The following is a 24,267-nucleotide window of genomic DNA, read 5'->3' as shown; positions in this document are numbered from 1 at the left end:
TCAGCATAACAGGAAGCTAACATATTTTTACAATAGAATAAACTAGCTAGGGCTATCCGCACTTTTATCAGTGCACTTGTGTTTGCGTATAAAAGTCTAATTGGCGAGTGATTTTTATTCATATTTGCGAAATAATCTCCCTTTTGTTTGAAAACTAAGCAAACAAATCAAAGTCTTGTAATTTTTTCTTGCAAGCTTTGATTGGAGTCGCTATTATCCATCTCGTTCCAAGGTAATGGGTCCGTAGCTCAGTTGGTTAGAGTACTACCTTGACATGGTAGGGGTCGGCGATTCGAGTTCGCCCGGACCCACCATTACCTAGGAGCAAAAATAAAATTTGGGTCCGTAGCTCAGTTGGTTAGAGTACTACCTTGACATGGTAGGGGTCGGCGATTCGAGTTCGCCCGGACCCACCAAATTTTCTATCATTGATAGACATTAAACCTGCACTTCGTTGCAGGTTTTTTTGTATCTTTTACTTTTTCCTGCCTCTTCCTTTTCCTTAAACAAACTGTATTATCTTCTTTATCGTTGCTTAATCTTGTTTTCAAAGCTTCATCTTTATTATGGATGAAATTTTTGTAAGGGCATGTTTGAATGCAGTACAGTTTGTCGGATAGTGTATTATCATAGCCATCAATTGCCACTCTATTTATAAGGATTATAAATGTCAGAAATTGTTGTCCCTACTGCGCAGCTCGGCTTAGGTTATGATTTAGTCATACTTTATACACAAGGTCAGCTCAAGTCTTATCGTGTCTATGATGATGCGGTTGAAGCTGTTGAGGGTGGAATAGGGATGAGTCTTGAGACATTAAGTTTGTATGATAAAGAGGGCTTAGTCGCGAGCTTACCGCAAGAACTGGTCGCGCAATCTCGTGTTGGTTTCGAATATCAATATCAAATGATTTGTCTTGCGATGCAGCAAAAAGAAGCCTATGACATACTCATGTCACGCCCAATTCTCTTAGCATTAATCTGTCATCATTATTCTTATGATAATGAAACTGCGCTTAAATTATGCCGTCTTGGTCAAAAACAAATCTTAGCAGAGCTGGGGTTTGAGTCGAGTAAATCGGTATTAAAGTTTTTAAGTAAGCTTGATCTGAAAGACAGTAGCACCAATCGCTTCACGCTTATTTGTCAGCGAATCACCCAAGGCGATCCACGCTATTTAACATTTAGACATTATTCTGTGATCACTTATGCTGCGCTCAAGCTTGATCAATGGTTCCCTATGTTAACTGGTTCGCGTTTAGGTAAAGAAATTTCATTGCAGCCATTGCGCGCGGTGCGTGATCGATGGCCTGAATTTTTTGATACCGTGGAAATGGGCCGCCGCTTAGGAGTGCATAATCCGCTCGCTGTGATGAAAGATTTACGCTCGCTCGAAGCGATAGAGCAGCTGCATGATAGATGGACTGGACGATTAAACGCACATTACAACCAAACAAGGTTGCGCCCTGCGAATGCAGACATGCCTTATCCCTTGAAACTCAAAGGTCTTCAAAATAAGCATACTAATTGTGTGATTGAGCCGATTTTAAACTTCGATGAAATCGTGAAGGAAGGCCGGGAACTTGCCCATTGTATTGCGAGTTATCATAATCGCGCTTTGCAGGGGAGGTATTGTGTTTTTCGCATGCTTTCGCCAGAGCGGGTCACGATTGGGGTTCAGGTGCGCATAGGTCAGAAGCCTAAATTTACTATCGATCAAATTAGGGGCTATAAAAATAGTTCCGTAAGCTATGAGACGCGTCAACTCGTCATCAAATGGTTTCGCAAAGTCGTTGGCTATGCATCACGTGAGATTCAATTTGAGCGACGTGAAGCGTCTTAAGCTTGAGTCAAAATAGCTTGAACTCTTTGGCTGATGGCGTATCTTAGTTAACGAATTAATTTTTATGTAATAAAAGGAAGATCAAATGTTTAGTCATGTAATGCTTGGCGCGAATGATATCGACGAGTCAAAAAAATTCTATGATGCGATTATGGCTGTTTTAGGCTATGAAGCAGGCGTGATAGATCCACTTGGTCGCTGCTTTTATAAAAGTGACAAAGATGTGTTTGCCCTCACCAAACCTATCAATGGTGAAGCGGCCACACACGGCAATGGTTTTACGCTTGGTTTTTCAGCAACCAGCCCTGAGCAAATTAACACATGGCATGAAGTTGGTTTAGCCAACGGTGGTCGCGCAGTGGAAAATCCACCGGGTGTGCGTCAAAGTCCTAATGGTGATTTATACCTTGCGTACTTGCTTGATCCAGCAGGCAATAAGATTTGTACTTTGTATCGTATGTAATCAGCCTGACGCTTAAGTTTTATAGATAAATAAAAGCATACTTGCGCGCTTGGAAAACTTCTAAGCCTGTTGAGTATGCTTTTTTGTTTAACAAATGTTTCCAAACTGCTAATTTTTATATCAAAAAATAGATAAATGTGATATTGATCGAGTTAAAGTAATAAAAATAACAAGAATCAGGCTTTATCGGAGACATCTATCTATGCATGACTTACTTGCCACCTTTATCTTCTTCTTTGCCGTTATCGACCCGATTGGTACGATTCCCGTCTTTATTGCCGTCACGCGTGGTTATGATGAAAAAGTTAAGCGTAAAATTGCGCTCAAAGCGACATTCATTTCAGCGCTGATTTTACTATTCTTCCTCGTCGCAGGGGAGCGCATCTTAACCGCAATCAATACGCCATTATCAGCTTTCCAAATCGCCGGCGGCATTGTGCTTTTTATCTTCGCTTTATCGATGATTTTTGGAGACAGTAAGCCAGATCAAGAAATGAAGCTTGTCAGCGCAACGGATGTGGCAATCTTTCCCTTAGCTGTGCCTTCAATTGCTAGTCCTGGCGCCATGCTTGCCGCAGTACTTTTAACTGAAAATAGTGAATATACTTGGGTCGAACAGTCCTTTACCGCATTAACTATGCTTGGCGTACTATTAGTGGTGCTGGTTTTGCTGCTATGCGCGTCATATATTCATCGTTTTATTGGTAATAGTGGCGCAAGTATTATCAGTAAGGTGATGGGACTTATCCTTGCTTCAGTTGCCGTTTCAAGTGTGCTTGGCGGGATCACTGAATATTTCCAGCTGCATTTATAAGCCATTAAAATGTCAGTGAATTGAATATATGTGTTAAAAATTAATCACTTTCTAGAAAAATAAGCCAAATTCGCCATAGACCTTGATTTAAGTTTGGCTTTTTTCCTTGGTTTCATTAGTATATACGGATAACTGATTTTTGCCGCTGATCGCACGCTTAACCCGTGAAGTCAGCTGCTAATTATTATCACGGCAATTGCCGAATGGAACTGCCCTTGGGGTAGGTGAGGAAAGAATGCAACTAGAACAGATTATTGCGAATGCAACCGCAGCAATTGAAGGCGCACAATCCGTGAATACACTGGATGATGTTCGTGTTCAATTTTTAGGTAAAAAAGGTGAACTAACGTCTTTACTGCAAAGCTTAGGTAAATTACCGCCAGAAGAACGCCGCAGTGCCGGTCAAGAAATCAACAAAGCCAAAGGTTTAGTCCAGCAAGCAATCGCTGCGCGTAAAACTGAACTTGAAAAAGCTGAGCTTGAAGCCAAACTTGCTGCGGAGACGATTGATGTCACGCTTCCTGGACGCCGCATTGAAAACGGTGGTCTTCACCCAGTCACGCGTACTATTGAGCGTATCGAAACCTTCTTTGGTGAGCTTGGTTTTGCAGTTGAATCTGGTCCTGAAGTTGAAGATGCATTCCATAACTTTGATGCATTGAACATCGCCGATGATCACCCAGCACGTACCGATCATGATACGTTCTTCTTTAATCCTGATCTGATGCTCCGCACCCACACCTCTGGTGTTCAAATCCGTACCATGGAAGCAGGCAAACCGCCGTTTCGCTTCATTGCACCGGGTCGTGTGTATCGTAATGACTATGATCAAACGCATACCCCAATGTTCCACCAAGTGGAAGGTATGCTGGTTGATGAAAACGTCAACTTCGCGCAACTTAAAGGCATTTTAAGCGATTTTCTACGCAGCTTCTTCGAAGAAGATTTAGAAGTGCGCTTCCGTCCATCTTACTTCCCATTTACAGAGCCTTCAGCTGAAGTGGACGTAAAAGGTAAAAATGGTAAATGGCTTGAAGTTCTAGGCTGCGGGATGGTGCATCCAAATGTGCTACGCAGCGTTGGCATCGATCCTGAAAAATATTCAGGTTTTGCCTTCGGAATGGGTGTGGAGCGTTTAACTATGCTTCGTTATGGCGTAAACGATTTACGCGCATTCTTCGAAAATGATCTTCGTTTCCTAAAGCAGTTTAAGTAAGTAGAGGCTAGTACACATGAAATTTTCCGAATCTTGGCTTCGTGAGTGGGTCAACCCAAACAATGATACCGAGGCACTAGCGCATCAAATTACTATGGCTGGCCTTGAAGTCGACGACGTTTTACCTGTTGCCGGTTCTTTTTGCGGCGTAAAAATTGGTCAAGTGGTTGAGTGTGAGCAACACCCTGACGCTGACAAACTTCGCGTGACGAAAGTAGATATCGGCGCAGAAGAGTTGCTTGATATCGTTTGTGGCGCGCCAAACTGCCGTAAAGGCTTAAAAGTTGCCGTTGCAACCGTTGGCGCTACACTGCCAGGCGATTTTAAAATCAAAAAAGCAAAACTGCGTGGTCAACCTTCACACGGTATGCTGTGTTCATTCTCAGAGCTTGGCATTGATGTGGAGTCAGACGGCATTTTAGAGTTGCCTGAAGATGCGCCGCTTGGTAAATGCTTTAAGTCATACCTTTCTTTGAAAGATAAAATGATCGATGTGGACTTAACGGCAAACCGCGCGGATTGCTTTAGCCTACGTGGTCTTGGTCGTGAAGTGGGTGTATTGAATCGTCTTGACGTGACTTACCCAGAAATCACACCGGTTGCAAGCAGCATCGAAGACACAGTATCTATCGATCTTCAAGCAGACAACGCTTGCCCACGTTACCTTTCACGCGTGATCCGTGGCGTAAATGTCAATGCAACGACACCACTTTGGATGCAAGAAAAACTGCGTCGCAGTGGTATTCGCTCGATCGATCCTGTTGTCGATATCACAAACTTTGTGATGTTAGAGCAAGGCCAACCAATGCACGCATTTGACTTGTCAAAAGTTGAAGGTGGCATTGTGGTTCGTATGGCAAATCAAGACGAAACCTTAACCCTCCTTGATGGCAACGAAGCCAAACTTAATGCTGACACACTTGTGATTGCCGATCAAAACAAAGCACTTGCGATTGCAGGTATCTTTGGTGGTCAAGACTCAGGCGTGACGCTTGAAACGCAAGATATTTTACTTGAATCAGCATTCTTTGCACCGGACGCAATCCGTGGCCGTGCGCGTAGCTATGGTCTACACACAGATTCATCACTACGTTTTGAGCGTGGTGTGGATTATACACTGCAAGAAGCGGCTATTGAGCGCGCAACTGCGTTACTGGTTGAAATTTGTGGTGGCGACGTTGCGCCAATCGCACGCGCTGAAAACACTGCAAATCTACCAACAGCAAACAAAGTTGAACTGCGCCGCAGCAAACTTGACTCGCTCCTTGGTCACCATATCGAAGATGCGGATGTGTTAGATATCCTTACTCGTCTTGGCTGTGAAGTGAGCACAACCGATACAGGTTGGTCAGCCGTTTCACCAAGCTGGCGTTTTGATATTGCGATTGAGCAAGATTTGATTGAAGAAGTTGGCCGTATCTATGGTTATGACAATATTCCAAATCAAGCGCCAGTTGCCGCGTTAACTATGAATACACACAAAGAAGCAAACTTGCCGCTAAAACGCGTGCGTGATTTGTTTGTTGATCGTGGTTATCACGAAGCTGTGACCTATAGCTTTGTTGAGCCTGAGCAGCAAAAACTAATCGTGCCAGAAGTGGATGCATTAATCTTGCCATTCCCAATTTCTGCCGATATGTCTGCCATGCGTTTAAGCCTAATGACAGGTCTTTTAAATACAGTTGCTTATAACCAAAAACGTCAGCAGCCGCGTGTTCGTCTGTTTGAGTCAGGCCTACGTTTCACTCCTGATGCATCAGCGGAAAATGGCATTCGTCAAGAAATGATGTTAGCCGGCGTGATTGCAGGCACTAAATCTGAAGAGCATTGGTCACTAGAAACGAATACAGTTGATTTCTTTGATCTAAAAGGTGATTTAGAAGCTGCGCTTGAGCTAACGGCAAATGCAGGCGCATATCAATTTAGCGCAACCAAGCACCCAGCACTGCACCCAGGGCAAGCAGCAGCAATCATCCTTGATGGCAAAGAAGTGGGCGTGATCGGTACGGTTCACCCAGAGCTTGAGCGTAAGTTTGGCTTAAACGGTCGCACAATTATCTTTGAAATCCAATGGGATGCAATTAATACACGCGAATTGCCAGAAGCTGTGACTGTGTCTAAGTTCCCTGCAAACCGTCGTGATATCGCATTGGTTGTGGATGAGTCATTAGCAAGTGGTGATGTCGTTGCTGCGTGTCTAAGCGCTGAAACGCCACTTCTTAAAGATGCCAAACTCTTTGATGTTTACCAAGGTAAAGGCGTTGAAGAAGGCAAGAAGAGCCTTGCGATTGCACTTGTGCTTCAGTCTGATGAGCGCACGCTTGAAGATGCAGACATTAGCGGCTGTGTCGACGCTGTGCTTGCAAAAGTGACATCAACTTATGATGCGCAATTACGCGATTAATATAACTTGGTTATAGTTGAATCACTCACAATATTCGCATTATTTTGGAACGCTTGTGAGTGACTCAAGTCTATAAGAGTTATATATAATATTTTTAACGCTGCTTCAATTTGGGGCAGCGTTTTTTTATGTCTAAAAAATGTCGAATTGATTGAAAAACTTGTGTTTTAACTGAGACTTAGGGTATCTTGAAATATAGAAGGATTTTTTATATGGAAAAGGAGCTAAGGATAGTATGAAATTGAAAAACCTAAATAAAACACTTTTGGCAGCAAGCATTGCATTGGCTGCGCCGTTATTTGCAGGCGTAAGCGTTGCCGCAGAAGTGCCAGCCGGAGTGACCTTGGCTGAAAATCAAGATCTAGTGCGCGGCATAGGAACTGAAGTCCCAACGCTTGATCCAACCAAAACTTCCGATACTTCAAGCTCGGCGGCGATCAGTGACATGTTTGATGGCCTAGTGACGGAAGACTTAAAAGGGGATGTGATCCCAGCCTTGGCAGAGTCTTGGACAGTGTCGGATGATGGCCTTGTGTATACCTTTAAAGTGCGTGATGCGCAGTGGTCCAATGGCTCGCCAATTACAGCCCAAGATTTTGTCTACAGCATGCGCCGCTTGGTTGATCCAAATACTGGCTCAAGTTATTCATGGTATCTAGAAACTGCTGGGGTGAAGGGCGCAGCTGCCGTTACTAAAGGCGAGGCGAAACCAGAAACGCTTGCAGTCAAAGCCATTGATGACAAAACCCTTGAAGTCACGCTCGAAAGCCCGCGTCCATATTTTCTTAAAACCTTAACCCACCCATCAACCTTTGCTGTGCCAAAAGCTGTGATTGATAAGTTCGGTGATGCGTGGACCAAACCTGAAAATATTGTTGTGAGTGGTGCTTACACTTTAAGTGATTGGGTGGTCAATGAAAAACTTGAGATGGTGCGCAATGAGAAATATTGGAACAATGCGAAAACTGTGATTAACAAGGTCACATATTTACCCATTGATGATCAAAACGCTGAGTATAACCGCTTCCGCACTGGCGAAATTGATATCACTTGGACCTTCCCGCTTGAGCAATATAAGCAAATCAAAAAAGATTACCCAGATGAGCTCTTAACCATGCCATCGCTTGGCACATATTATTATTTGTTTAACTTGCAGCAAAAACCATTTGATGATGTGCGTGTACGTAAAGCCTTAAGCTATGCGATTGACCGTGACATTATCGCGCAGCGCATTTTAGGTCAAGGTCAGTTGCCAGCGTATAGCAACACACCACCAGCGGTTGCAGGCTTTGATGTTCCAGAATTAGCTTGGAGTAAACTGACTCAAGCAGAGCGTAACGAGCAGGCGACTAAACTTCTTGAAGAAGCAGGTTTTAATGCCGACAACCCACTTGAGTTTGAACTCATCTATAACACGAGTGAGTCACATAAGAAAATTGCAGTCGCGGTTTCTTCTATGTGGAAAAAAGCACTCGGCTCACATATTAAGGTGAAAATTGCCAACCAAGAGTGGAAGACTTTCTTGCAAACTCTTGGCAATAAAAACTTTAGCGTCGCGCGTTATGCATGGGTGGGAGATTACAATGAAGCTTCAACATTCTTGAGCTACTTCGCGTCTAATGGCCTAAACTATGGCGGTTGGTCAAGCCCTGAATATGACAAAGCCTTAACCGATGCCGCGATTGAAAAAGACGAAACCAAGCGTATGCAATACTACCAACAGGCTGAGCAAATTTTTGCAGATAATATGCCAGCAGCGCCAGTATATTTCTATACACGCTCTGTGTTGAAGTCACAAAAAGTCGGTGGTTACCCAGTCGATAATGCATCAGACAACAGATATACCCGAGATTTATACTTGGTGAAATAAACATCAGTTGTAATAAAAGTGTAAATGAGGTGGATTTCCTACCTCATTTTTCGTTTAACCTCACAAAAATAAATTCTCAATCATTTCAATTACTTTAAATTGACGTATTTTGCTTTATTTTTTCACTTTTAGATTGGTATATTAAAAAAATAGTGCTAACTTTATGTAAAGCTAGATATTTTTTTAATAGCTTGAACGTGGTATGATTGGTACTACATTTTGTTAACATTTTTATCCTTTTGATTAAGGTTTACTAGCCAGAATTAATCAATAAAAATAAGAAATTGGCTAAAATCAAATAGTTGGCGTACAATCTAAATGTTGGTTGTTTTTTATCCACATTTAAGGTGTTTTATCCAAAGATGATGCATTGGCATTGTATGTTGCAGTGAAGTAATTAACTTGAGGGACGTGTATATGGCGCTCACTAAGGCTGATTTAGCAGAAAGCCTATCTGAAAAACTTGGGTTTACCAAACGTGATGCTAAAGAAACAGTAGAAGTCTTTTTCGAAGAAATTCGTAAAGCTTTAGAAGACGGAGAGCAAGTAAAACTCTCTGGATTTGGTAACTTTGATCTTCGCGATAAAAGTGAAAGACCGGGTCGTAATCCGAAAACAGGGGAAGATATCCCTATTTCAGCGCGCCGGGTGGTTACTTTCCGTCCAGGCCAAAAATTAAAAGCCCGGGTTGAATTATTAAAAAAAGAAGATTAATTTCGAATTTTTGATTCAATCTAAGCAATACTAAGACTGCATTTTTGTGCGGTCTTTTTTGTTTATATGACTTATGGTTTTGGGATGATAACTAAACTTACTGTTTTTATGCATGCTGAAAGCTGAAGTGGTCATGACTGGACGAGTGGAGGGGATTGTGCTGATATCAATGGAGCAAAGATTACTTGCATAGGGATATGCAAGTCATAGCGACCAAGGATGGCTTGAGCGTCTTTGCGTAATGATATCAGTATAAGCGCCGTTGCATCCTAGTTTGATGCAAACTAATAATGAGGTAACACGATGCAAGACCAAGAAATTTGGCATAATAAATGGGCCAATAACCAAATCGGATTTCACCTATCAGATGTCAATCCACTGCTGAGTCAATTTTGGCAAACTCTCAAGCCAAAGCCAGAAGATAAAGTCTTAGTGCCATTGTGCGGAAAGAGTGAAGATTTAATTTATCTTGCAGAGCGTCACCAAAGCGTAACAGGGGTCGAACTGAGCCAAGTAGCAGTGCGCGCTTTTTTTGCTGAGCACTTATATACCCCGCAAGAGATTATTTTAAATAATCAACATACCTTGTATGAATTTGATGAACTGGCGATTTACACGGGTGATTTTTTTACTGCGCCACTCGATAGCTATGAACTTGTCTATGATCGCGCCGCATTAATTGCCTTGCCGCAAGCGATCCGCGTTCAATATGCCCAGCGTCTGCAATCAGTATTAAAACCCGGTGGCAAGATCTTACTGATTAGCCTTGATTACCCACAAGAGCAGTTGCAAGGCCCTCCGTATAGCGTGCCACAAGCTGAAATCGAAGAATTATTTAAAGGCATGAAAATAACGCGTTTGCATCAAGATATTGCGGATCAAAATCACCGTCGCATTCAGCAAGGCTTAAGCCACTTCCATGAAGAAGTTTGGTTGATTGAAGCTTAAACCTAGTGCTGTTTTGTGGAGAAGCTTAGCGATTAAATGCTTACCGCATCATCTGCTTCATGGGCTTTGGATAGGCTCACATACTCCAGTGGAATATCTGGGTCTATCATTTCAAGCACCGCTTGAGTTGCTGCTAAATGACTGACTTGCGCTTTGGCAGCTTCGGCAAGTGCAGCGTGCGCGATTTCTTCAAACCTAAAACCAGCTAAACGCGTCATATTCAGCGCAACTTGAAGTGGTGGCAGGCTTGGGTTGTAGGCTGCGTTTTCGGCATAGCTGCCTTGGGCAATCCAACCATCTTTCATTCGCAGAGCAACCCCAGAATAGTTTTGGCTATAAGGTGCATGACTCATATTTAAAGCTTCAATGGCAAGCGCAATATCTGTTGAGACCCCTTCAAGAGAGCAATTAATACGTTGGTTGTCCATCAAACGTTTCGCAATATCGAGATCTTTAGGCCCAAAAGATTCAGGCAAGAGCTGGCTAAGTGACATCGCATCACGTTCAGGTAACTGAATCTTTAAGTTATCAGCATGAATGAGTTCATTCATAAACTGGCGACAATGTCCGCAAGGGGTGTAGTTAATCGTGATGTCTGTGATCCCAAGTTCACCGCACATCCACGCATGGCTAATCGCAGACTGCTCTGCATGAATAGTTTGACCAAGCTGCACGCCTGTAAACTCCATATTTGCGCCAAAATAAACATTACCTGAGACGCCTTGCACGATAGCGCCAACATTAAACTTTGAAATCGGGGTAAATGCGAAGCTTGCCGCGAGCGGCAGGAGGGCTAATTTAAACTCGGAGTCAGTTAAGCCTGACTTCTCTCGCAAGGTTTGATATTGATCGGCAGTAAGGTGCGCTGAAATGCCTTTTTGCATCAAGATTGTATTTAAATCATCTTGAATTGCCGTTGGGAGTTGAGTAATGGCTTGTTCGACACTTTTATACATAATAAGTCCTTGGCTATGCAGCTTTATTGTTATTAATAATAATGGGATAGCGCAAATATTGATATGAAAATATAAGAATAATTCCCATATAATGTGATACCAATCGATTGCCTTTATAAACATCTTTTTATTTTAAATCAGTCGTTTTGATTGTTATGCCTTAAACTATGTAATTTTTTCAGGCTGAGAATTTAATCCAATGACCACAAAAATGACTGTCACACTTTTGAGTTATAACTGGCTCTATGGCAGTGAACAAGTCCGACATATGATGGTTCACACAACAATCATAGAAGGAACTTGTGATGAACAAATCAAAATTAATGACGCGTTGGATTTTAGGTGCCACCCTGACTGTGTGTGCGAGTGTCGCAAGCTTTACTCAAGCGCAAGACTTACCCGATATAGAATCGAGTGGTGTGCTAAAAGTCGCGACGGAAGATAACTATGCACCCTTTAACTTTATTGATAAAGGTCAGCCTTCAGGGATTAACAAAGATTTACTCGATGAATTAAAAACTTATAGCGGCGAAAAGTTTAAAGTCGAGCAAGATATTCTACCTTGGACGGGCTTGCTTGCATCCGTTTCCGCCGGTCAATATGACTTAGCTTTAACCGGCGCCATTATTACTCCCGCACGTTTAAATATTTTCAATTTCACCCCACCAATTGCTTCTGCGCAACATTTTTTTGTCGCTCGCGCAGATGATGACAGCATTAACTCACTTGAAGACTTAGATAACAAAGTCGTTGGTTTGCAAGCAGGCAGTGCCTTGTTAGAGCGTCTACCTGAACTCAAAACCATGTTAGAAGCAAAAGGTAAATCTTTAGGCAAAGTTGTTGAATATCAATCTTATCCTGAAGCCTATGCTGATCTTGCAAATGGCCGCCTTGACTATGTGATTAACAGTATCATTTCTGTCAATGATGTCGTGAAAGCCAAACCTGATCTATTTAAAAAAGGTTTTGCAGTCAGTGGTCCAGGCTTTGTGTCTTGGCCGGTTCCAAAAAACAATCCTGAATTACTGGCTTATCTAACTGAGTTTTTTAATCACTTAAAAGAGACTGGGCGCTTGGCTGAGCTACAAGAAAAATGGTTTGGTGAGTCTTTTGAGACGCTACCAAGCGAAGCAATTACCTCTGAAAGCCAATATAAAGAATTAACCATGGTGAAATAACGACAGCTTAGGCTATGGCAATAGCGCTTTGTTGTCATAGCCTTAGTGAGGAAGCAGGAAGCAGGAAGCAGGAGGCACGTATGGATGAGTACGCATGGCAACAATTATTCCAAGGTGCTTGGACGACGACTTGGATATGTTTGATTTCAATTATCATTGGTGTGATTGCAGGATTAATCATTGCATTAATTCGAATGCTCAAAATACCAATTATTGACCAAATTTTAGCTATTTATATTAGTGGTACTCGTGCGACACCACTTATCACATTAGCTCTATTTATCTTTCTTACCTTTCCAAGCTTTGGGATTAACCTAGATAAAGAATATACAGCTATTTTAGCGCTGACTTTAAACACAGCAGCCTTTAATGCAGAAATCTGGCGCAATGCATTAGAAAACTTCTCAACAGGGCAAATTGAAGCCGCGCAAACCTTAGGCATGAGTCGCTTAACATATTTTCGCCGCATCATGTTCCCGCAAATGTGGATTTTAAGCCTGCCAGCTTTAGTCAATGAAATGTCTTTTTTAATCAAAGGCAGCCCCGCGATTGCTGTCTTAGGTGTGGTCGATTTAACCCGTGTGACCAATCGGATTTCAGCCGTGACCTATGATGCGTTAACGCCTATCTTATGGGCTGGTCTCATTTATATGCTGATCATTAGCTTGTTTGTAAAACTGCAAGCCATCGCAGAGAAACGCGCAAGTTATATATCGAGCTAAGGAGAATATCATGAGCCAATGGGAAACGATTTGGGGACAAAGAGAGATCTTTATTGATGGGTTTTTGACGACCTTAGTACTTTTTGTCGTTGCATCAATCATCAGTTTTATTATCGGATTTGTGCTCTTGTATCGCCTAGAGCGGGCAAGGCCTGTTTTTAAATATCTGATCCAAGGAATGATTAACATCATCCGTACCATTCCTTTTTTAATCTTGGTTTATCTGTTTTATTACGGCTTGCCACAAGTTGGCGTGCGTATGGATGCATTTGAAGCTGGGTTACTTTCATTGTGTCTCTATCACAGCATGTATTTTTGTGAGATTTTCCGTGGGGTTCGAAAAAGTTTAGACCCAGGTTATATCGAAGCGGCGCATGCGTGCGGATTTAGCCAATACAAAATATTTTTGCGGATTATCTTGCCCAATGTGTGTTTACGTTCACTCCCTTTAATCGCCAACCAATTGATTATTTGTTTAAAAGATACGGCTTTTTTGAGCATCATCACAGTGGCTGAAATCACAGCAGCAGCCAACAGTGTGCAATCGACTTACTTTATCCCAATGAAAGCCTTTGTTGTGGCGATTGCTTTATATTGGTTAATAAGTTTAGCGGTTGAATTAGTCATTAAACGTATCAGCATCAAAGCGCAGCAAAAAGGACTTAATTATGCTTAATTCATCTAGTATTCAAAAGCCAGCAACAAATGCTCAAGACTTAGCAATGGAAGCCGAGCTTGATATGGCGACAGTGACCCCATTTTCGCCCGCACCTGTTAAGGAAACAGCGCAAGCGCCAATTTTGTCGATACAAAAGCTCTCTAAGCAATTTGATGGGATTGAAGTGCTACGTGATATCAACTTAGATATTTATTCTGGCGAAGTCGTGAGTATCTTAGGATCTTCGGGCTCGGGTAAATCAACCTTATTACGTTGTATGAACTGGTTAGAGCAACCTGAACGTGGCAAAATCATGTTAGGGGACTCGCGAATTGGTGTCGATGATAAGACTAAAAAGCCAATGAAATATAAGCAATTAGCACAAATTCGACAACGCATTGGGATGGTTTTTCAAAGCTTTAACTTATGGCCACATTTAACCGTTAAGCAAAATGTGATGGAAGCGCTTATCCACGTTCGAAAAATGTCGCGTCAAGAGGCGCAATCTATGGCAGAAGTGCAGCTTGAAAAAGTGGGCATGTCGCATAAACTTGAGAGCTACCCAAGTATGCTCTCTGGCGGTCAAAAGCAGCGCGTTGCAATTGCGAGAGCTTTGGCAATGGAGCCAGAAGTACTTTTATTTGATGAGCCAACGTCAGCGCTTGACCCAGAACTTGTCGAAGAGGTATTGCAAGTGATGAAGCAGCTGTCACAAGAGGGCTATACCATGGTTGTGGTAACCCATGAAATGGAGTTTGCACGTCAAGTCTCAAGCCAAGTTGTATTTCTGGATAAAGGGATTTTGATTGAAAAGTGCGGCCCAAGTAAATTCTTTACAGATCCCGACTCACAGCGCGTACGTGATTTTTTAAAATTATAAGCTCAATAATAGCTGACGTCGTACTTATATTGATAAAAATTAAAAAGCAGATCCTGTCATCTTGAGGATCTGCTTTTTTGTGTTGAAACCATTTCTGCTGGAATAGAAAATTAACCTAAGATGCTTTGTAAAAACTGACAATAAGCATACATAAATGGCGCAAGGATTGAAGTGATAATACCGCACATCACCAGCGCCAATGAGCTAAATGCAGCATCTTGCGGATTTTTCTCTGCGCAAGTTGCGGTGCCAAGTGCGTGTGAGACAGTGCCCATGGTTAGGCCGCGGGCAATCGGGTGTTTGATTTTTAGCATATCAAAAATAGGGTAGGCGCAGACCGCGCCAAACACGCCCACAATCAAGACTAAAATCGCCGCAATCGCAGGCTCGCCGCCAAGACCTTTAGCCACTTCCATCGCAATCGGTGTGGTCACAGATTTTCCTAATAAACTTGCCACCAAGTGCGGTTCAGCATGGAGCACAACCGCAATGGTGCCGGCGGTAAACATAGATAAAAAGCTGCCCACACCACATGCGAGTAAAATAATCTGCCAATTGGATTTGACTTGTGGCCATTGCTCATACAAAGGGTAGGCAAGTGCGACCACCGCAGGTTGAAGTAAGAAAGTCATCCAATCATTTTGCGCATAATAGGTTTCATATGGCACATCGAGCGCCATCAAAAAAGGGATGATAATTAAAATGCTAAGCAATAACGGGTTTGCCAGCGGGTGCTTGAGTTTTTGAGCCAAGGCGCGTACGGCAAAAAAGACCACAAATGTTAATACAACCCACATCTTACTTCTCCTTTAACACGCGATCTAAAATTAAAGCCAAAACGACTAAGACGATAATGCTTGCGCCGACAGAGGCGGCAAAAATAGGGACTGCATTATCGATTAAGGTACCAAAATGGGTCATCAGGCCAACACTTATTGGCACAAAGAGGATGATCATATAGCGGATCAACAGCTGCGAAGAAGCTTCTACCCATTGGACTTTGACAATCCCTGTGGCGAGTAAAAGAAAGAGTAAAATCATGCCAAAGACGCTGCCTGGAACCGATAATCCGAAGAAGTGTTGGATACCATTGCCTGCCCATAAGCAGAGCATGATCAGAGCAGCGGAAATGAGGTAATTGAGAAGTTTAGCTAACATAATGAACGCCTTGTCACGGATTCAAAAAATGACGGTAATTATCAAAAATTGTGATCATTATGCGCTTTTTGGCGATAAACTTCGAGATCTAAATCAAATATAAATCTGAAATTTACCGCCAATAGGTTTCAGTTTAAGAAGCAATGCTGACGACATAATCATACATGGCTTTGAGAAGTTTCATATTGCGCTCATCTGATTCATGTTCATGCACAAGGTTTTCTAAATTGAGCATGTATGAATCTAAGTGCGAGGCGTAATAATCTTGACAATGAGCTTGCCACTTTTGCATCTCGCTCTCGCTTAATGTGTGCGGGAAATTACGCGCACGGTAGCGAAATAAAAGTGGGGCAATTCGCTCATCTGCGACATTTGGCTCAAAAATCGCTAGTTTTTCTGGCGACATTTCACGGATAAGATCCATAGTCTTGCGATCGCTTGGATTAAAGAAACCCTCATACAGCTGGGTATCGACATCAGTATTTTCGCCAAAATCACGCTCTTGTAAAAATACATCAGCCAAGGTTTCACGTATTTGCGGATTGGCTTTGATAAGCTTTAAGTTTGCTAGGCAAGCTTCTCGGTCCACATTTAAGTTGGCTGCATTTTCAGCGGTTAAAGTTTTCGCTGGCGCCAACACTGGACATTTATTTAAATGCACTAATTTGACAGGGATAGGCAACTCATCTGGCGCGAGATCCTCATGCTTGGTATATAAACGCTGTTGAATTTGCTCGCTAGTTAGCTCAAATAGAGGACGTGGATCTTTGGCTAGATCAATCACAATCACTGCATTTTTATTGGTTGGGTGCCAGGCAATCGGCACAATCCAGCTAATATTTGAGCGCGCCACACCAAACATGCCTGAAACATGCACTAGCGGCGTGAGATTGACAATGTCAATCAGCTCAGCGAGCTTTTTCTTATCACGCATGCTAAGTAAGTAGTTGAACAGTTTTGGCTGCGCGGCTTTGAGTTTTTTCGCCATTTCAATGGTTGCAATCACATCTGCCATCGCATCATGGGCATTTTCATGCGCAATCCCATTGGCTTTGGAGAGGTGTTCAAGTTTAAAACTTGGCATACCATCTTGGTTTTCAGGCCAGTTGACACCATCTGGGCGCAGCGCATAGCAGGTGCGCATCACATCGAGTAAATCCCAACGTGAGTTGCCATTTTGCCATGCCCAAGCGTAAGGATCATAGAAATTACGATACAAGGTATAACGGGTCACTTCGTCATCAAAACGAATATTGTTATAACCAAGGGTGATGGTGTTTGGCATTGCCATTTGCGCATGAATTTTGGCGATAAACTCATATTCCGGCAAGCCTTCTTGATTGGCTTTTTGCGGCGTAATGCCCGTAATCAATGAGGCTTCTGGATTGGGTAAATAGTCCGTTGGCACTTGGCAATAGAAGACTTGCGGCTCACCTATGATATTAAAATCCATATCGGTGCGAATGCCAGCAAATTGGCAGGGTCTATCCTTGGCTGGGCTCACGCCCCAAGTTTCGTAATCAAAAAAGAAAAAGCTTGGCTGTGATTGGGTCATAGGTGTTGTCTTTGGCCTAAAAATAAATAAAGTCTTAAAAAAGGGCGCGTCTTATTGCCCTGTAACCTTTAGTTTAGCACGAATAAAGTCATGATGATCAACATATAAAAGCTCAGCGGCTTTACGGATCACAGCTTCTTCAATCGGGTCTAATTCATTGTCGGCAAAGGCAACTTGCCACATGGATTCAATCAAATCAAAGCGCAGTTCGTAAGACAAATCGCGCAGCTCATCGGTAAACTGATACACAGATGTGGCTTGCTCCGCTTCAACTAATGCCGTGTCAATAAGGGCTTGGGCTTCTGGCGCTTCAATTGAGAGTAGGCCACATAGCTGATGCACCATGGCGCTTTTTTCAGCGTCTTCAACCTTGTGATCGGCTTGGGTGACTTGGCATAAGAGCGCAGCAATCGCAGGTTTAGGATCCATCGCAGGTTTCGCATCTTGGCTCAGTTGCTCTGAGACAGAATCGAAAAAGGTTTTAATTTTGCTAAACATAAGTGCACTCCTAAGTATATGGAAACAAGCATTAGGGTACCATTAGAAGAGGGGAATATGCTATTCTATGGGCAATTTACTTTTATATTTAGATTTGACAGGACACACTTTGACGCATTCATCATCCCCTAAGCAGTCATCTCATCCCAAACCAGATACGCAAGTGCCATCGCAGCAGCAAGGCGACTCTCAAGCGCAATCGAAAGATATGCCTCAAGCACAACAAAATACGCCGCAAAGTCTACGCAAAGCGCTCAAAGATTGCATGCAGCGTGATCGCTTTCGCCTCAGCAAGCGTATCTCTGGCGCCGCAAAAATTAAAAAGCCAGCCGCAAGACAAGCGGTGTTTGATGAAATTGCCTTTGATATGGCAAAATCTATGATGACGCTGCAAAATCGCATTCAAAAGCCGATTCATATTGAATACCCAGAAGATCTGCCGGTATCGCAAAAGCGTGATGAAATTAAAGAAGCGATTGCCAATCACCAAGTAGTGATTATTGCGGGTGAAACGGGCTCGGGTAAAACTACTCAGTTGCCAAAAATTTGTAGCGAACTTGGCCGCGGTAAAGCTGGTTTAATTGGCCATACCCAGCCAAGACGTTTAGCTGCGCGTTCGGTGGCCAGCCGTATTGCAAGTGAAATGCAAACCGAACTTGGTTCGATTGTCGGTTATAAAGTCCGCTTTAACGATCAAATCAGCGATGATACTCAAATCAAACTCATGACAGACGGTATCTTATTGGCAGAAATCGGTCATGATCGCTATTTAAATCAATATGATACAATTATTATCGATGAAGCGCACGAACGCAGCTTAAATATTGACTTCATCATGGGTTATTTAAAAGAGCTGCTGCCAAAACGTCCTGATTTAAAAGTTATTATTACCTCAGCAACAATCGATCCAGAGCGTTTTGCCAAGCATTTTAGCGATGTCAAAACCAAGCAAATGGCGCCGATGATAGAAGTCTCTGGGCGCACATACCCAGTGGATACCCGCTATCGTCCACTTGGCGGGGAGGATGACAGCGCTGAAAAAGATCAAATCGAAGGCATTCTAGATGCGGTGGATGAGCTTGCCGATGAAGGCCCTGGTGATATCTTGATCTTTATGAATGGTGAGCGCGAAATTCGTGATACCCATGATGCTTTGGTTAAGCATAAGCTGCGTGATACGGAAGTTGTACCCTTGTATGCCAGATTGTCTGCTGGTGAGCAAAACAAAATCTTCCAGCCGCATTCTGGGCGCAGAATTGTGCTCGCAACTAACGTCGCGGAAACCTCATTGACGGTACCGGGGATCAAATATGTGATCGATCCGGGGACAGCGCGTATTAGCCGTTATAGTTACCGCACCAAGGTGCAGCGTCTGCCGATTGAGCCAATCTCCCAAGCCAGCGCCAACCAGCGTAAAGGCCGTTGTGGTCGTGTTGCCGCAGGTATCTGTATTCGCCTTTATTCTGAGGATGATTTTAACGCGCGTCCTGAGTTTACCGATCCTGAAATTTTGCGCACCAACTTAGCGTCAGTTATTTTGCAAATGACGGCGCTCGGGCTTGGTGATATTGGTGCGTTCCCATTTGTTGAAGCCCCAGATAAACGCAATATTCAAGATGGCGTGCGTCTGTTAGAAGAGCTTGGCGCGATTAATCCAAATGCCAAAGATCCGAAAAAACGCCTTACTAAGATGGGACGTGAATTGTCACGTTTACCAATCGATCCAAGACTTGCGCGTATGGTGCTCGAAGGCGCAAAAATTGGCTGCTTGCATGAGATAATGGTGATCACCTCAGCGTTATCGATTCAAGATCCGCGTGAGCGTCCATCGGATAAAAAGCAAAGCAGTGATGATAAGCATCGCCGTTTCTTCCATGAAGACTCTGACTTTTTAACTTTTGTAAATCTTTGGAATTACATTAAAAAGCAGCAAAAAGAGCTCTCTGGCAATCAGTTTAGAAAACAGTGCAAGCAAGAGTATTTAAACTATTTGCGTATTCGTGAATGGCAGGATGTGTATTTTCAAGTCCATCAAGTGATGCGTGAGTTGGACTATAAACTCAATAGCCAAGAAGCCAATTATAATCAAGTGCATACGGCGCTTTTATCTGGTTTGCTGTCGCACATCGGGATCAAAGATCAAGAGAAGAATGATTATCAAGGCGCGCGTAATGCTCGCTTTCATATCTTCCCAGCATCAGGTTTATTTAAAAAGCAGCCGAAATTGATTATCAGCGCCGAGTTGGTTGAAACCTCCAAACTTTGGGGACGCATTGTCGCTAAAATTCAACCAGAATGGATTGAGCCGCTTGCTGCGCACTTAGTTAAACGCAGTTACAGTGAGCCGCATTGGTCACGTAAACGCGCTGCTGTCATGGCATATGAAAAAGTGGCCTTATATGGTTTGCCGATCGTGCCAAAACGCTTGGTTAACTATGGCGCCATCGATCCGAGCGTGAGTCGTGAACTCTTTATTCGCAGCGCCTTGGTCGAAGGGCAATGGGAAACCAAGCATAGCTTCTTCAAACAAAACCGTCAGCTGCTCAAAGAGGTTGAAGATCTGGAGCATAAATCCCGTCGCCGCGATATTTTGGTAGATGATGATGATTTGTTTGATTTTTATGATCAACGGGTGGGCACTGAAGTGGTGTCTGGCCGTCATTTTGACTCTTGGTGGAAGAAAGCCAGCAGCGAAAACCCAGATCTGCTTAACTTTGAAAAAGACATGCTGTTTAAAGGCGATGCTAGCCATGTCACGGATCTCGATTATCCAAACTTTTGGCACCAAGATAAGCTTAAACTCAAATTAAGCTATCAATTTGAGCCGGGTGAAGATAACGATGGTGTGACTGTGCATCTGCCGCTGCCAGTGCTTAACCAAGTTGAGCCGGTTGGCTTTGATTGGCAAATTCCGGGGCTGCGCCATGAGCTAGTTGTCGCTTTAATTAAGTCATTGCCAAAGAGTTTGCGTCGTAACTTTGTGCCAGCGCCAAACTACGCCGATGCATTTTTAGCACGCGTCACCCCGTTGGAAGCACCGCTGCTTGATAGCCTAGAAAAAGAGCTGCGCCGCATGACGGGTGTAGAAGTGCTGCGTGAAGATTGGCAGCTTGAGCAAGTCCCAGAGCATTTAAAAATTACCTTTAGAGCAGTCGATCATCGAAACCGTAAACTTAAAGAAAACAAAGATTTATATGAGCTCAAAGATTCGCTTAAAGACAAGGTGCAAGAGACCTTATCTCAAGTCGCGGATGATGATATCGAGCAAAAAGATCTGCATACTTGGAGCTTTGGCGAACTGCCACAAGTTTATACCCAAAAGCGTGGCGGGTTTGAAGTCAAAGCATATCCTGCCATTGTCGATAATAAAGACAGTGTCGGGATTGAGCTCTTTGATAATGAAGTCGCGCAACAAGATGCGATGCGCGCAGGGCAACGCCGTTTAATTTTGCTCAATGTGCCATCGCCAGTGAAATACTTGCATGCAAATCTGCCGAACAAATCAAAGCTTGGGTTATATTTTAACCCTTATGGTCGCGTCTTAGATCTGATTGATGATTGCATCGCATGCGGGATTGATAAACTTATCGGCGAGCAAGGTGGTTTGGTTTGGGAAGCGGAGAAATTCGAAGCCCTGAAAGAGCATGTGCGCGCTGAATTAGGGGACACGGTTGTCGAAATCGCTAAACAAGTGGAAGCGATTTTAACCACGGCCTTTAATATCAGCAAAAAGCTTAAAGGCAAGGTTGATTTTACCATGGCGTTTGCACTCTCAGACATCAAAGCGCAGATGGAAGGGCTCATTTATAAAGGCTTTGCGACCGACTGCGGTTGGCAAAAACTGCCTGATATCTTGCGTTATATGAAAGCGATTGAACGTCGTATGGAGAAGCTGCCAATCGACCCAAATAAAGATAGATTACAAATGCTTAAAATTGAAAGCGTCACCGAAAGCTATAAGGGACTGTTAAATAAAGTGCCAAAAGGCGCGGTGGTGCCTGATGAAGTGAAAGCGATTCGCTGGATGATTGAAGAGCTGCGCGTCAGTTACTTTGCGCAGCAATTGGGCACACCGTATCCTGTGTCCGATAAACGTATTTTGCAGGCGATTGATGCTGTTTAATCACTTTGAAAATGAAGGTGATTATAAATAAAACAATGTTTGATTAAGCTTTGTGCGTAAATCAGATATAATGTTTTTGTTTGTAAAATTTTGATAAATAAAAGTAAATTGGCTTGATTTTTGGCTAGTATTAGGCAAATATCAAGCCCACATTTTGATGAACTGTGCTTAAGATTACAATGGTATGTAATAAATTGGGCAAAAAGGACTAAACACATGTTGAAAAAAACTCTTCTTGCAGTCGCGCTTCTTGGTGCAAGCCATGTTGCAATGGCGGATTCTTGGTTATATGCCGGTGGTAACATCGGTATCGCTGATTCGGATCAAAAGCATGGCGATAGCGAAACTGCGTATGGTTTCCATATTGGTACAGGTATTCTGCCTATTATCGGTCTAGAAGCTGGTTTCTGGGATCTTGGCGATGCAAATGGTGGCGACTTAACGACGGTTTACGCTGCGATGAAACCGAGCATTGATCTTGGCCCGGTTCACCTTTACGGTAAAGTTGGCGTCAACAAGTATGATATCGACGGTGGTCAGGACGATGATGATGGTTATGACTTGATGTATGGCGCAGGTGTTGAGTGGTTCCTACTTGATAACCTTTCACTTGGTGTTGCGTACACAAACTTTGGCTTTGATCACCACGACGTTGATAACTACAGCGCAAGTGCGACATTCCACTTCTTATAAAGATATTCTTTATATTTGAATATTCTTTATAATATAAGTATTAAAAAGCCCAATATGTATGAATTCGCATATTGGGCTTTATTACATTTAAGGGGTAAGGCGCTTACCAATAGCCAAGTACTTTCCACCAAAGACTGCCGACCACGCCCCAGATCGCAAGGTTGACAATACTCATGATAAAGCCTGCTTTCCACCAAGTGCCTAATGGAACATAACCACTACCATAAACAATCGGCGCTGTGCCAGTTGCATAGTGGGTCAATGACATCATGAGCGAAGAGGCGCCAGCTAAAATTAATGCTAAATAAAGCGGCGGAATATTTAAAGCAATCCCTGCTGCTAAAAAGGCGCCAAACATGGCTGTGATATGCGCTGTGGTGCTGGCAAAGAAATAGTGACTATAAAAATAAACCGCGACAAGTAAGGCACACGCGCTCAGCCAACTTAAACCTAAATGACTGATAGAGGTTTGAATCACATCGGAAAACCAACCCACCACACCAAGTTTGCCTAAGAAACTTGCCATCATTACAAGCGCAGCAAACCAGACGATGGTATCCCATGCGGCTTTCTCTTTTAAGATGTCATCCCAAGTTAAAACGCCAGTAATAAGCAAAATACTTAAACCTAAAAAGGCGACTGCGGTGGAATCAACAGCAAATGCGTCTCCTAATATGAGAGCAGGGATCCCAGCCCAAAGTAGTAGCAATAAACCAAACACACACAGCATGATCTTTTCATCTCGGCTGATGGCGCCTAATTCTGTAAGCCTTTCTTTCGCGTACGACTTTGCATTAGGGGTTTGCTTTAGCTCTGGTGGGAAAAGCCAGTAGAGCACTAGGGGCATAACAATTAACGCAACCATACCGGGGACAAATGCAGCCAATGCCCACATCATCCAAGAAATTTCAATGCTAGGATCAATGCCTTTAGCGACTAAACTGACGATTAAAGGGTTAGGGGCCGTCGCCGTGATAAACATAGCTGAGGTAATGGGGTTGGCATTGTAATTCACAAGGGCTAGGTATTCGCCAAGCTTTTTGCGGCTCGGATCATCACCTTTTGAATCAAAACTATCGGCAATTGAGCGCATAATAGGGTGCATAATGCCGCCGCCACGCGCTGTATTACTTGGCGTGATGGGCGCAATGGTGAGCTCTGAAAATGCAAGTGAGTAGCCAATGCCGAGGGTTTTTTTACCAAATAGAGAAATAAACAAATAGCCGATGCGATTCCCAAGACCAGTTTTAGAAAGACCTTTAGAGATTAAAATCGAGATCCCGATAAGCCAAATCAAAGAGTTGGAAAAGCCGCTGATCGCATCATTCATTGCAGCCTTTGGGCTATCTGGATTGGTCACACCTGTGAGCGCAACTAAAGTGATGGCAAGAATAGAAATAGCGCCAATGGGCATAGCTTTGCCGATAATCGCAGCAATTGTGCCAACAAAAAGGGCGAGCAGGTGCCAAGCGTGTGGTTCAAGTCCTGCAGGTGCGGGGATTAAAAACCAGAGGATGAGGGTGAGCGTAATAGCAATAAGCGTGGGTTTTAAATTGAGTCCATGCATGAATTTACCT

The 24,267-nt window shown here is 43.2% G+C and carries 20 protein-coding genes and 2 tRNA genes; 16 read left to right on the top strand and 6 right to left on the bottom strand.

The annotated features are described in order from the left end of the window. The first annotated feature begins 237 nt into the window (after nt 1–237). From AC2VOY_RS01175 to AC2VOY_RS01130, 10 genes are all read left to right on the top strand, one after another. Nucleotides 238–314, top strand: a tRNA-Val gene (locus AC2VOY_RS01175). A gap of 25 nt (nt 315–339) precedes the next feature. Then, nucleotides 340–416 (top strand) — tRNA-Val (locus tag AC2VOY_RS01170). Between the two features lie 251 nt (nt 417–667). Beyond that, on the top strand, nt 668–1,840 hold the full coding sequence (locus tag AC2VOY_RS01165; protein WP_491831814.1) for a PcfJ domain-containing protein: 1,173 nt from the start codon (nt 668–670) through the stop codon (nt 1,838–1,840). An 85-nt stretch (nt 1,841–1,925) separates the two neighbouring features. Next, nucleotides 1,926–2,303: a VOC family protein gene (locus AC2VOY_RS01160; RefSeq protein WP_491831813.1), complete on the top strand. Its 378-nt coding sequence runs from the start codon at nt 1,926–1,928 to the stop codon at nt 2,301–2,303. 202 nt (nt 2,304–2,505) lie between these two features. Beyond that, entirely contained in the window at nt 2,506–3,117 is a 612-nt protein-coding gene (locus AC2VOY_RS01155; RefSeq protein ID WP_491831812.1) for a MarC family protein, read from the top strand. 235 nt (nt 3,118–3,352) lie between these two features. After that, a complete protein-coding gene (gene pheS / locus AC2VOY_RS01150; protein ID WP_491831811.1) occupies nt 3,353–4,333 on the top strand; it encodes a phenylalanine--tRNA ligase subunit alpha in 981 nt (326 codons plus the stop codon). A 16-nt stretch (nt 4,334–4,349) separates the two neighbouring features. Beyond that, on the top strand, nt 4,350–6,737 hold the full coding sequence (gene pheT / locus AC2VOY_RS01145; RefSeq protein ID WP_491831810.1) for a phenylalanine--tRNA ligase subunit beta: 2,388 nt from the start codon (nt 4,350–4,352) through the stop codon (nt 6,735–6,737). Nucleotides 6,738–6,972: 235 nt separating this feature from the next. Continuing rightward, nucleotides 6,973–8,607 (top strand): peptide ABC transporter substrate-binding protein, encoded by a 1,635-nt coding sequence (locus AC2VOY_RS01140; protein WP_491831808.1) that lies wholly within the window; start codon nt 6,973–6,975, stop codon nt 8,605–8,607. A 417-nt stretch (nt 8,608–9,024) separates the two neighbouring features. Beyond that, nucleotides 9,025–9,321 carry an integration host factor subunit alpha gene (locus tag AC2VOY_RS01135; RefSeq protein WP_491831807.1) on the top strand — a complete coding sequence of 99 codons (297 nt, stop codon included), beginning with the start codon at nt 9,025–9,027 and terminating at the stop codon, nt 9,319–9,321. Between the two features lie 303 nt (nt 9,322–9,624). Beyond that, nucleotides 9,625–10,269, top strand: a complete 645-nt coding sequence (locus tag AC2VOY_RS01130) for a thiopurine S-methyltransferase (RefSeq protein WP_491831805.1) — start codon at nt 9,625–9,627, stop codon at nt 10,267–10,269. A 32-nt stretch (nt 10,270–10,301) separates the two neighbouring features. Here the strand turns inward: AC2VOY_RS01130 and cdd are convergent, their stop codons facing one another. Further along, nucleotides 10,302–11,225: a cytidine deaminase gene (gene cdd / locus AC2VOY_RS01125; RefSeq protein ID WP_491831804.1), complete on the bottom strand. Its 924-nt coding sequence runs from the start codon at nt 11,223–11,225 to the stop codon at nt 10,302–10,304. Between the two features lie 323 nt (nt 11,226–11,548). Between cdd and AC2VOY_RS01120 the strand changes: the two genes are divergently transcribed. The 4 genes from AC2VOY_RS01120 to AC2VOY_RS01105 all read left to right on the top strand — a co-directional run bounded on the left by AC2VOY_RS01120 (nt 11,549) and on the right by AC2VOY_RS01105 (nt 14,663). Beyond that, nucleotides 11,549–12,403 (top strand): transporter substrate-binding domain-containing protein, encoded by an 855-nt coding sequence (locus AC2VOY_RS01120; protein WP_491832961.1) that lies wholly within the window; start codon nt 11,549–11,551, stop codon nt 12,401–12,403. A gap of 80 nt (nt 12,404–12,483) precedes the next feature. Next, on the top strand, nt 12,484–13,125 hold the full coding sequence (locus AC2VOY_RS01115) for an amino acid ABC transporter permease (RefSeq protein ID WP_491831802.1): 642 nt from the start codon (nt 12,484–12,486) through the stop codon (nt 13,123–13,125). Between the two features lie 10 nt (nt 13,126–13,135). Continuing rightward, entirely contained in the window at nt 13,136–13,801 is a 666-nt protein-coding gene (locus AC2VOY_RS01110; protein ID WP_491831801.1) for an amino acid ABC transporter permease, read from the top strand. A 64-nt stretch (nt 13,802–13,865) separates the two neighbouring features. Continuing rightward, entirely contained in the window at nt 13,866–14,663 is a 798-nt protein-coding gene (locus AC2VOY_RS01105; protein WP_491832959.1) for an amino acid ABC transporter ATP-binding protein, read from the top strand. 110 nt (nt 14,664–14,773) lie between these two features. On the opposite strand, the gene AC2VOY_RS01100 is transcribed toward AC2VOY_RS01105, so the two are convergent. From AC2VOY_RS01100 to AC2VOY_RS01085, 4 genes are all read right to left on the bottom strand, one after another. Beyond that, the gene (locus AC2VOY_RS01100; RefSeq protein ID WP_491831800.1) at nt 14,774–15,460 is read right to left on the bottom strand and encodes a CidB/LrgB family autolysis modulator; all 687 of its coding nucleotides are present in this window, start codon (nt 15,458–15,460) and stop codon (nt 14,774–14,776) included. Between the two features lies 1 nt (nt 15,461). Then, complete coding sequence (locus AC2VOY_RS01095) at nt 15,462–15,821, bottom strand: CidA/LrgA family protein (protein WP_491831799.1); 360 nt, start codon at nt 15,819–15,821, stop codon at nt 15,462–15,464. 133 nt (nt 15,822–15,954) lie between these two features. Then, nucleotides 15,955–17,376, bottom strand: a complete 1,422-nt coding sequence (sbcB, locus tag AC2VOY_RS01090; protein ID WP_491831798.1) for an exodeoxyribonuclease I — start codon at nt 17,374–17,376, stop codon at nt 15,955–15,957. A 51-nt stretch (nt 17,377–17,427) separates the two neighbouring features. Then, a complete protein-coding gene (locus tag AC2VOY_RS01085; RefSeq protein WP_491831797.1) occupies nt 17,428–17,874 on the bottom strand; it encodes a tellurite resistance TerB family protein in 447 nt (148 codons plus the stop codon). 208 nt (nt 17,875–18,082) lie between these two features. Between AC2VOY_RS01085 and hrpA the strand changes: the two genes are divergently transcribed. Together hrpA and AC2VOY_RS01075 are read left to right on the top strand one after the other, a co-directional pair. After that, nucleotides 18,083–21,997, top strand: coding sequence for an ATP-dependent RNA helicase HrpA (gene hrpA / locus AC2VOY_RS01080; protein WP_491832957.1), 3,915 nt, complete (start codon nt 18,083–18,085; stop codon nt 21,995–21,997). A 219-nt stretch (nt 21,998–22,216) separates the two neighbouring features. Next, the gene (locus AC2VOY_RS01075) at nt 22,217–22,690 is read left to right on the top strand and encodes an outer membrane beta-barrel protein (RefSeq protein ID WP_491832955.1); all 474 of its coding nucleotides are present in this window, start codon (nt 22,217–22,219) and stop codon (nt 22,688–22,690) included. Between the two features lie 103 nt (nt 22,691–22,793). Here AC2VOY_RS01075 and AC2VOY_RS01070 read toward each other — a convergent pair whose 3' ends face one another. Beyond that, on the bottom strand, nt 22,794–24,257 hold the full coding sequence (locus AC2VOY_RS01070; RefSeq protein WP_491831796.1) for an anion permease: 1,464 nt from the start codon (nt 24,255–24,257) through the stop codon (nt 22,794–22,796). Between the last annotated feature and the right edge of the window lie 10 nt (nt 24,258–24,267).

It is taken from the genome of Vibrio sp. KMM 9700, from assembly GCF_058545285.1.
The sequence above is the reverse complement of the archived record's forward strand: the minus strand, read 5'-3'. Positions and strand labels throughout refer to the sequence as shown.

Excerpts from the sequence above, each read along its gene's own strand:
- AC2VOY_RS01165 (WP_491831814.1), top strand. The coding sequence starts at position 668 with ATGTCAGAAATTGTTGTCCCTACTGCGCAGCTCGGCTTAGGTTATGAT.
- AC2VOY_RS01160 (WP_491831813.1), top strand. The coding sequence starts at position 1,926 with ATGTTTAGTCATGTAATGCTTGGCGCGAATGATATCGACGAGTCAAAA.
- AC2VOY_RS01155 (WP_491831812.1), top strand. The coding sequence starts at position 2,506 with ATGCATGACTTACTTGCCACCTTTATCTTCTTCTTTGCCGTTATCGAC.
- pheS (WP_491831811.1), top strand. The coding sequence starts at position 3,353 with ATGCAACTAGAACAGATTATTGCGAATGCAACCGCAGCAATTGAAGGC.
- pheT (WP_491831810.1), top strand. The coding sequence starts at position 4,350 with ATGAAATTTTCCGAATCTTGGCTTCGTGAGTGGGTCAACCCAAACAAT.
- AC2VOY_RS01140 (WP_491831808.1), top strand. The coding sequence starts at position 6,973 with ATGAAATTGAAAAACCTAAATAAAACACTTTTGGCAGCAAGCATTGCA.
- AC2VOY_RS01135 (WP_491831807.1), top strand. The coding sequence starts at position 9,025 with ATGGCGCTCACTAAGGCTGATTTAGCAGAAAGCCTATCTGAAAAACTT.
- AC2VOY_RS01130 (WP_491831805.1), top strand. The coding sequence starts at position 9,625 with ATGCAAGACCAAGAAATTTGGCATAATAAATGGGCCAATAACCAAATC.
- cdd (WP_491831804.1), bottom strand. The coding sequence starts at position 11,225 with ATGTATAAAAGTGTCGAACAAGCCATTACTCAACTCCCAACGGCAATT.
- AC2VOY_RS01120 (WP_491832961.1), top strand. The coding sequence starts at position 11,549 with ATGACGCGTTGGATTTTAGGTGCCACCCTGACTGTGTGTGCGAGTGTC.
- AC2VOY_RS01115 (WP_491831802.1), top strand. The coding sequence starts at position 12,484 with ATGGATGAGTACGCATGGCAACAATTATTCCAAGGTGCTTGGACGACG.
- AC2VOY_RS01110 (WP_491831801.1), top strand. The coding sequence starts at position 13,136 with ATGAGCCAATGGGAAACGATTTGGGGACAAAGAGAGATCTTTATTGAT.
- AC2VOY_RS01105 (WP_491832959.1), top strand. The coding sequence starts at position 13,866 with ATGGCGACAGTGACCCCATTTTCGCCCGCACCTGTTAAGGAAACAGCG.
- AC2VOY_RS01100 (WP_491831800.1), bottom strand. The coding sequence starts at position 15,460 with ATGTGGGTTGTATTAACATTTGTGGTCTTTTTTGCCGTACGCGCCTTG.
- AC2VOY_RS01095 (WP_491831799.1), bottom strand. The coding sequence starts at position 15,821 with ATGTTAGCTAAACTTCTCAATTACCTCATTTCCGCTGCTCTGATCATG.
- sbcB (WP_491831798.1), bottom strand. The coding sequence starts at position 17,376 with ATGACCCAATCACAGCCAAGCTTTTTCTTTTTTGATTACGAAACTTGG.
- AC2VOY_RS01085 (WP_491831797.1), bottom strand. The coding sequence starts at position 17,874 with ATGTTTAGCAAAATTAAAACCTTTTTCGATTCTGTCTCAGAGCAACTG.
- hrpA (WP_491832957.1), top strand. The coding sequence starts at position 18,083 with ATGCCTCAAGCACAACAAAATACGCCGCAAAGTCTACGCAAAGCGCTC.
- AC2VOY_RS01070 (WP_491831796.1), bottom strand. The coding sequence starts at position 24,257 with ATGCATGGACTCAATTTAAAACCCACGCTTATTGCTATTACGCTCACC.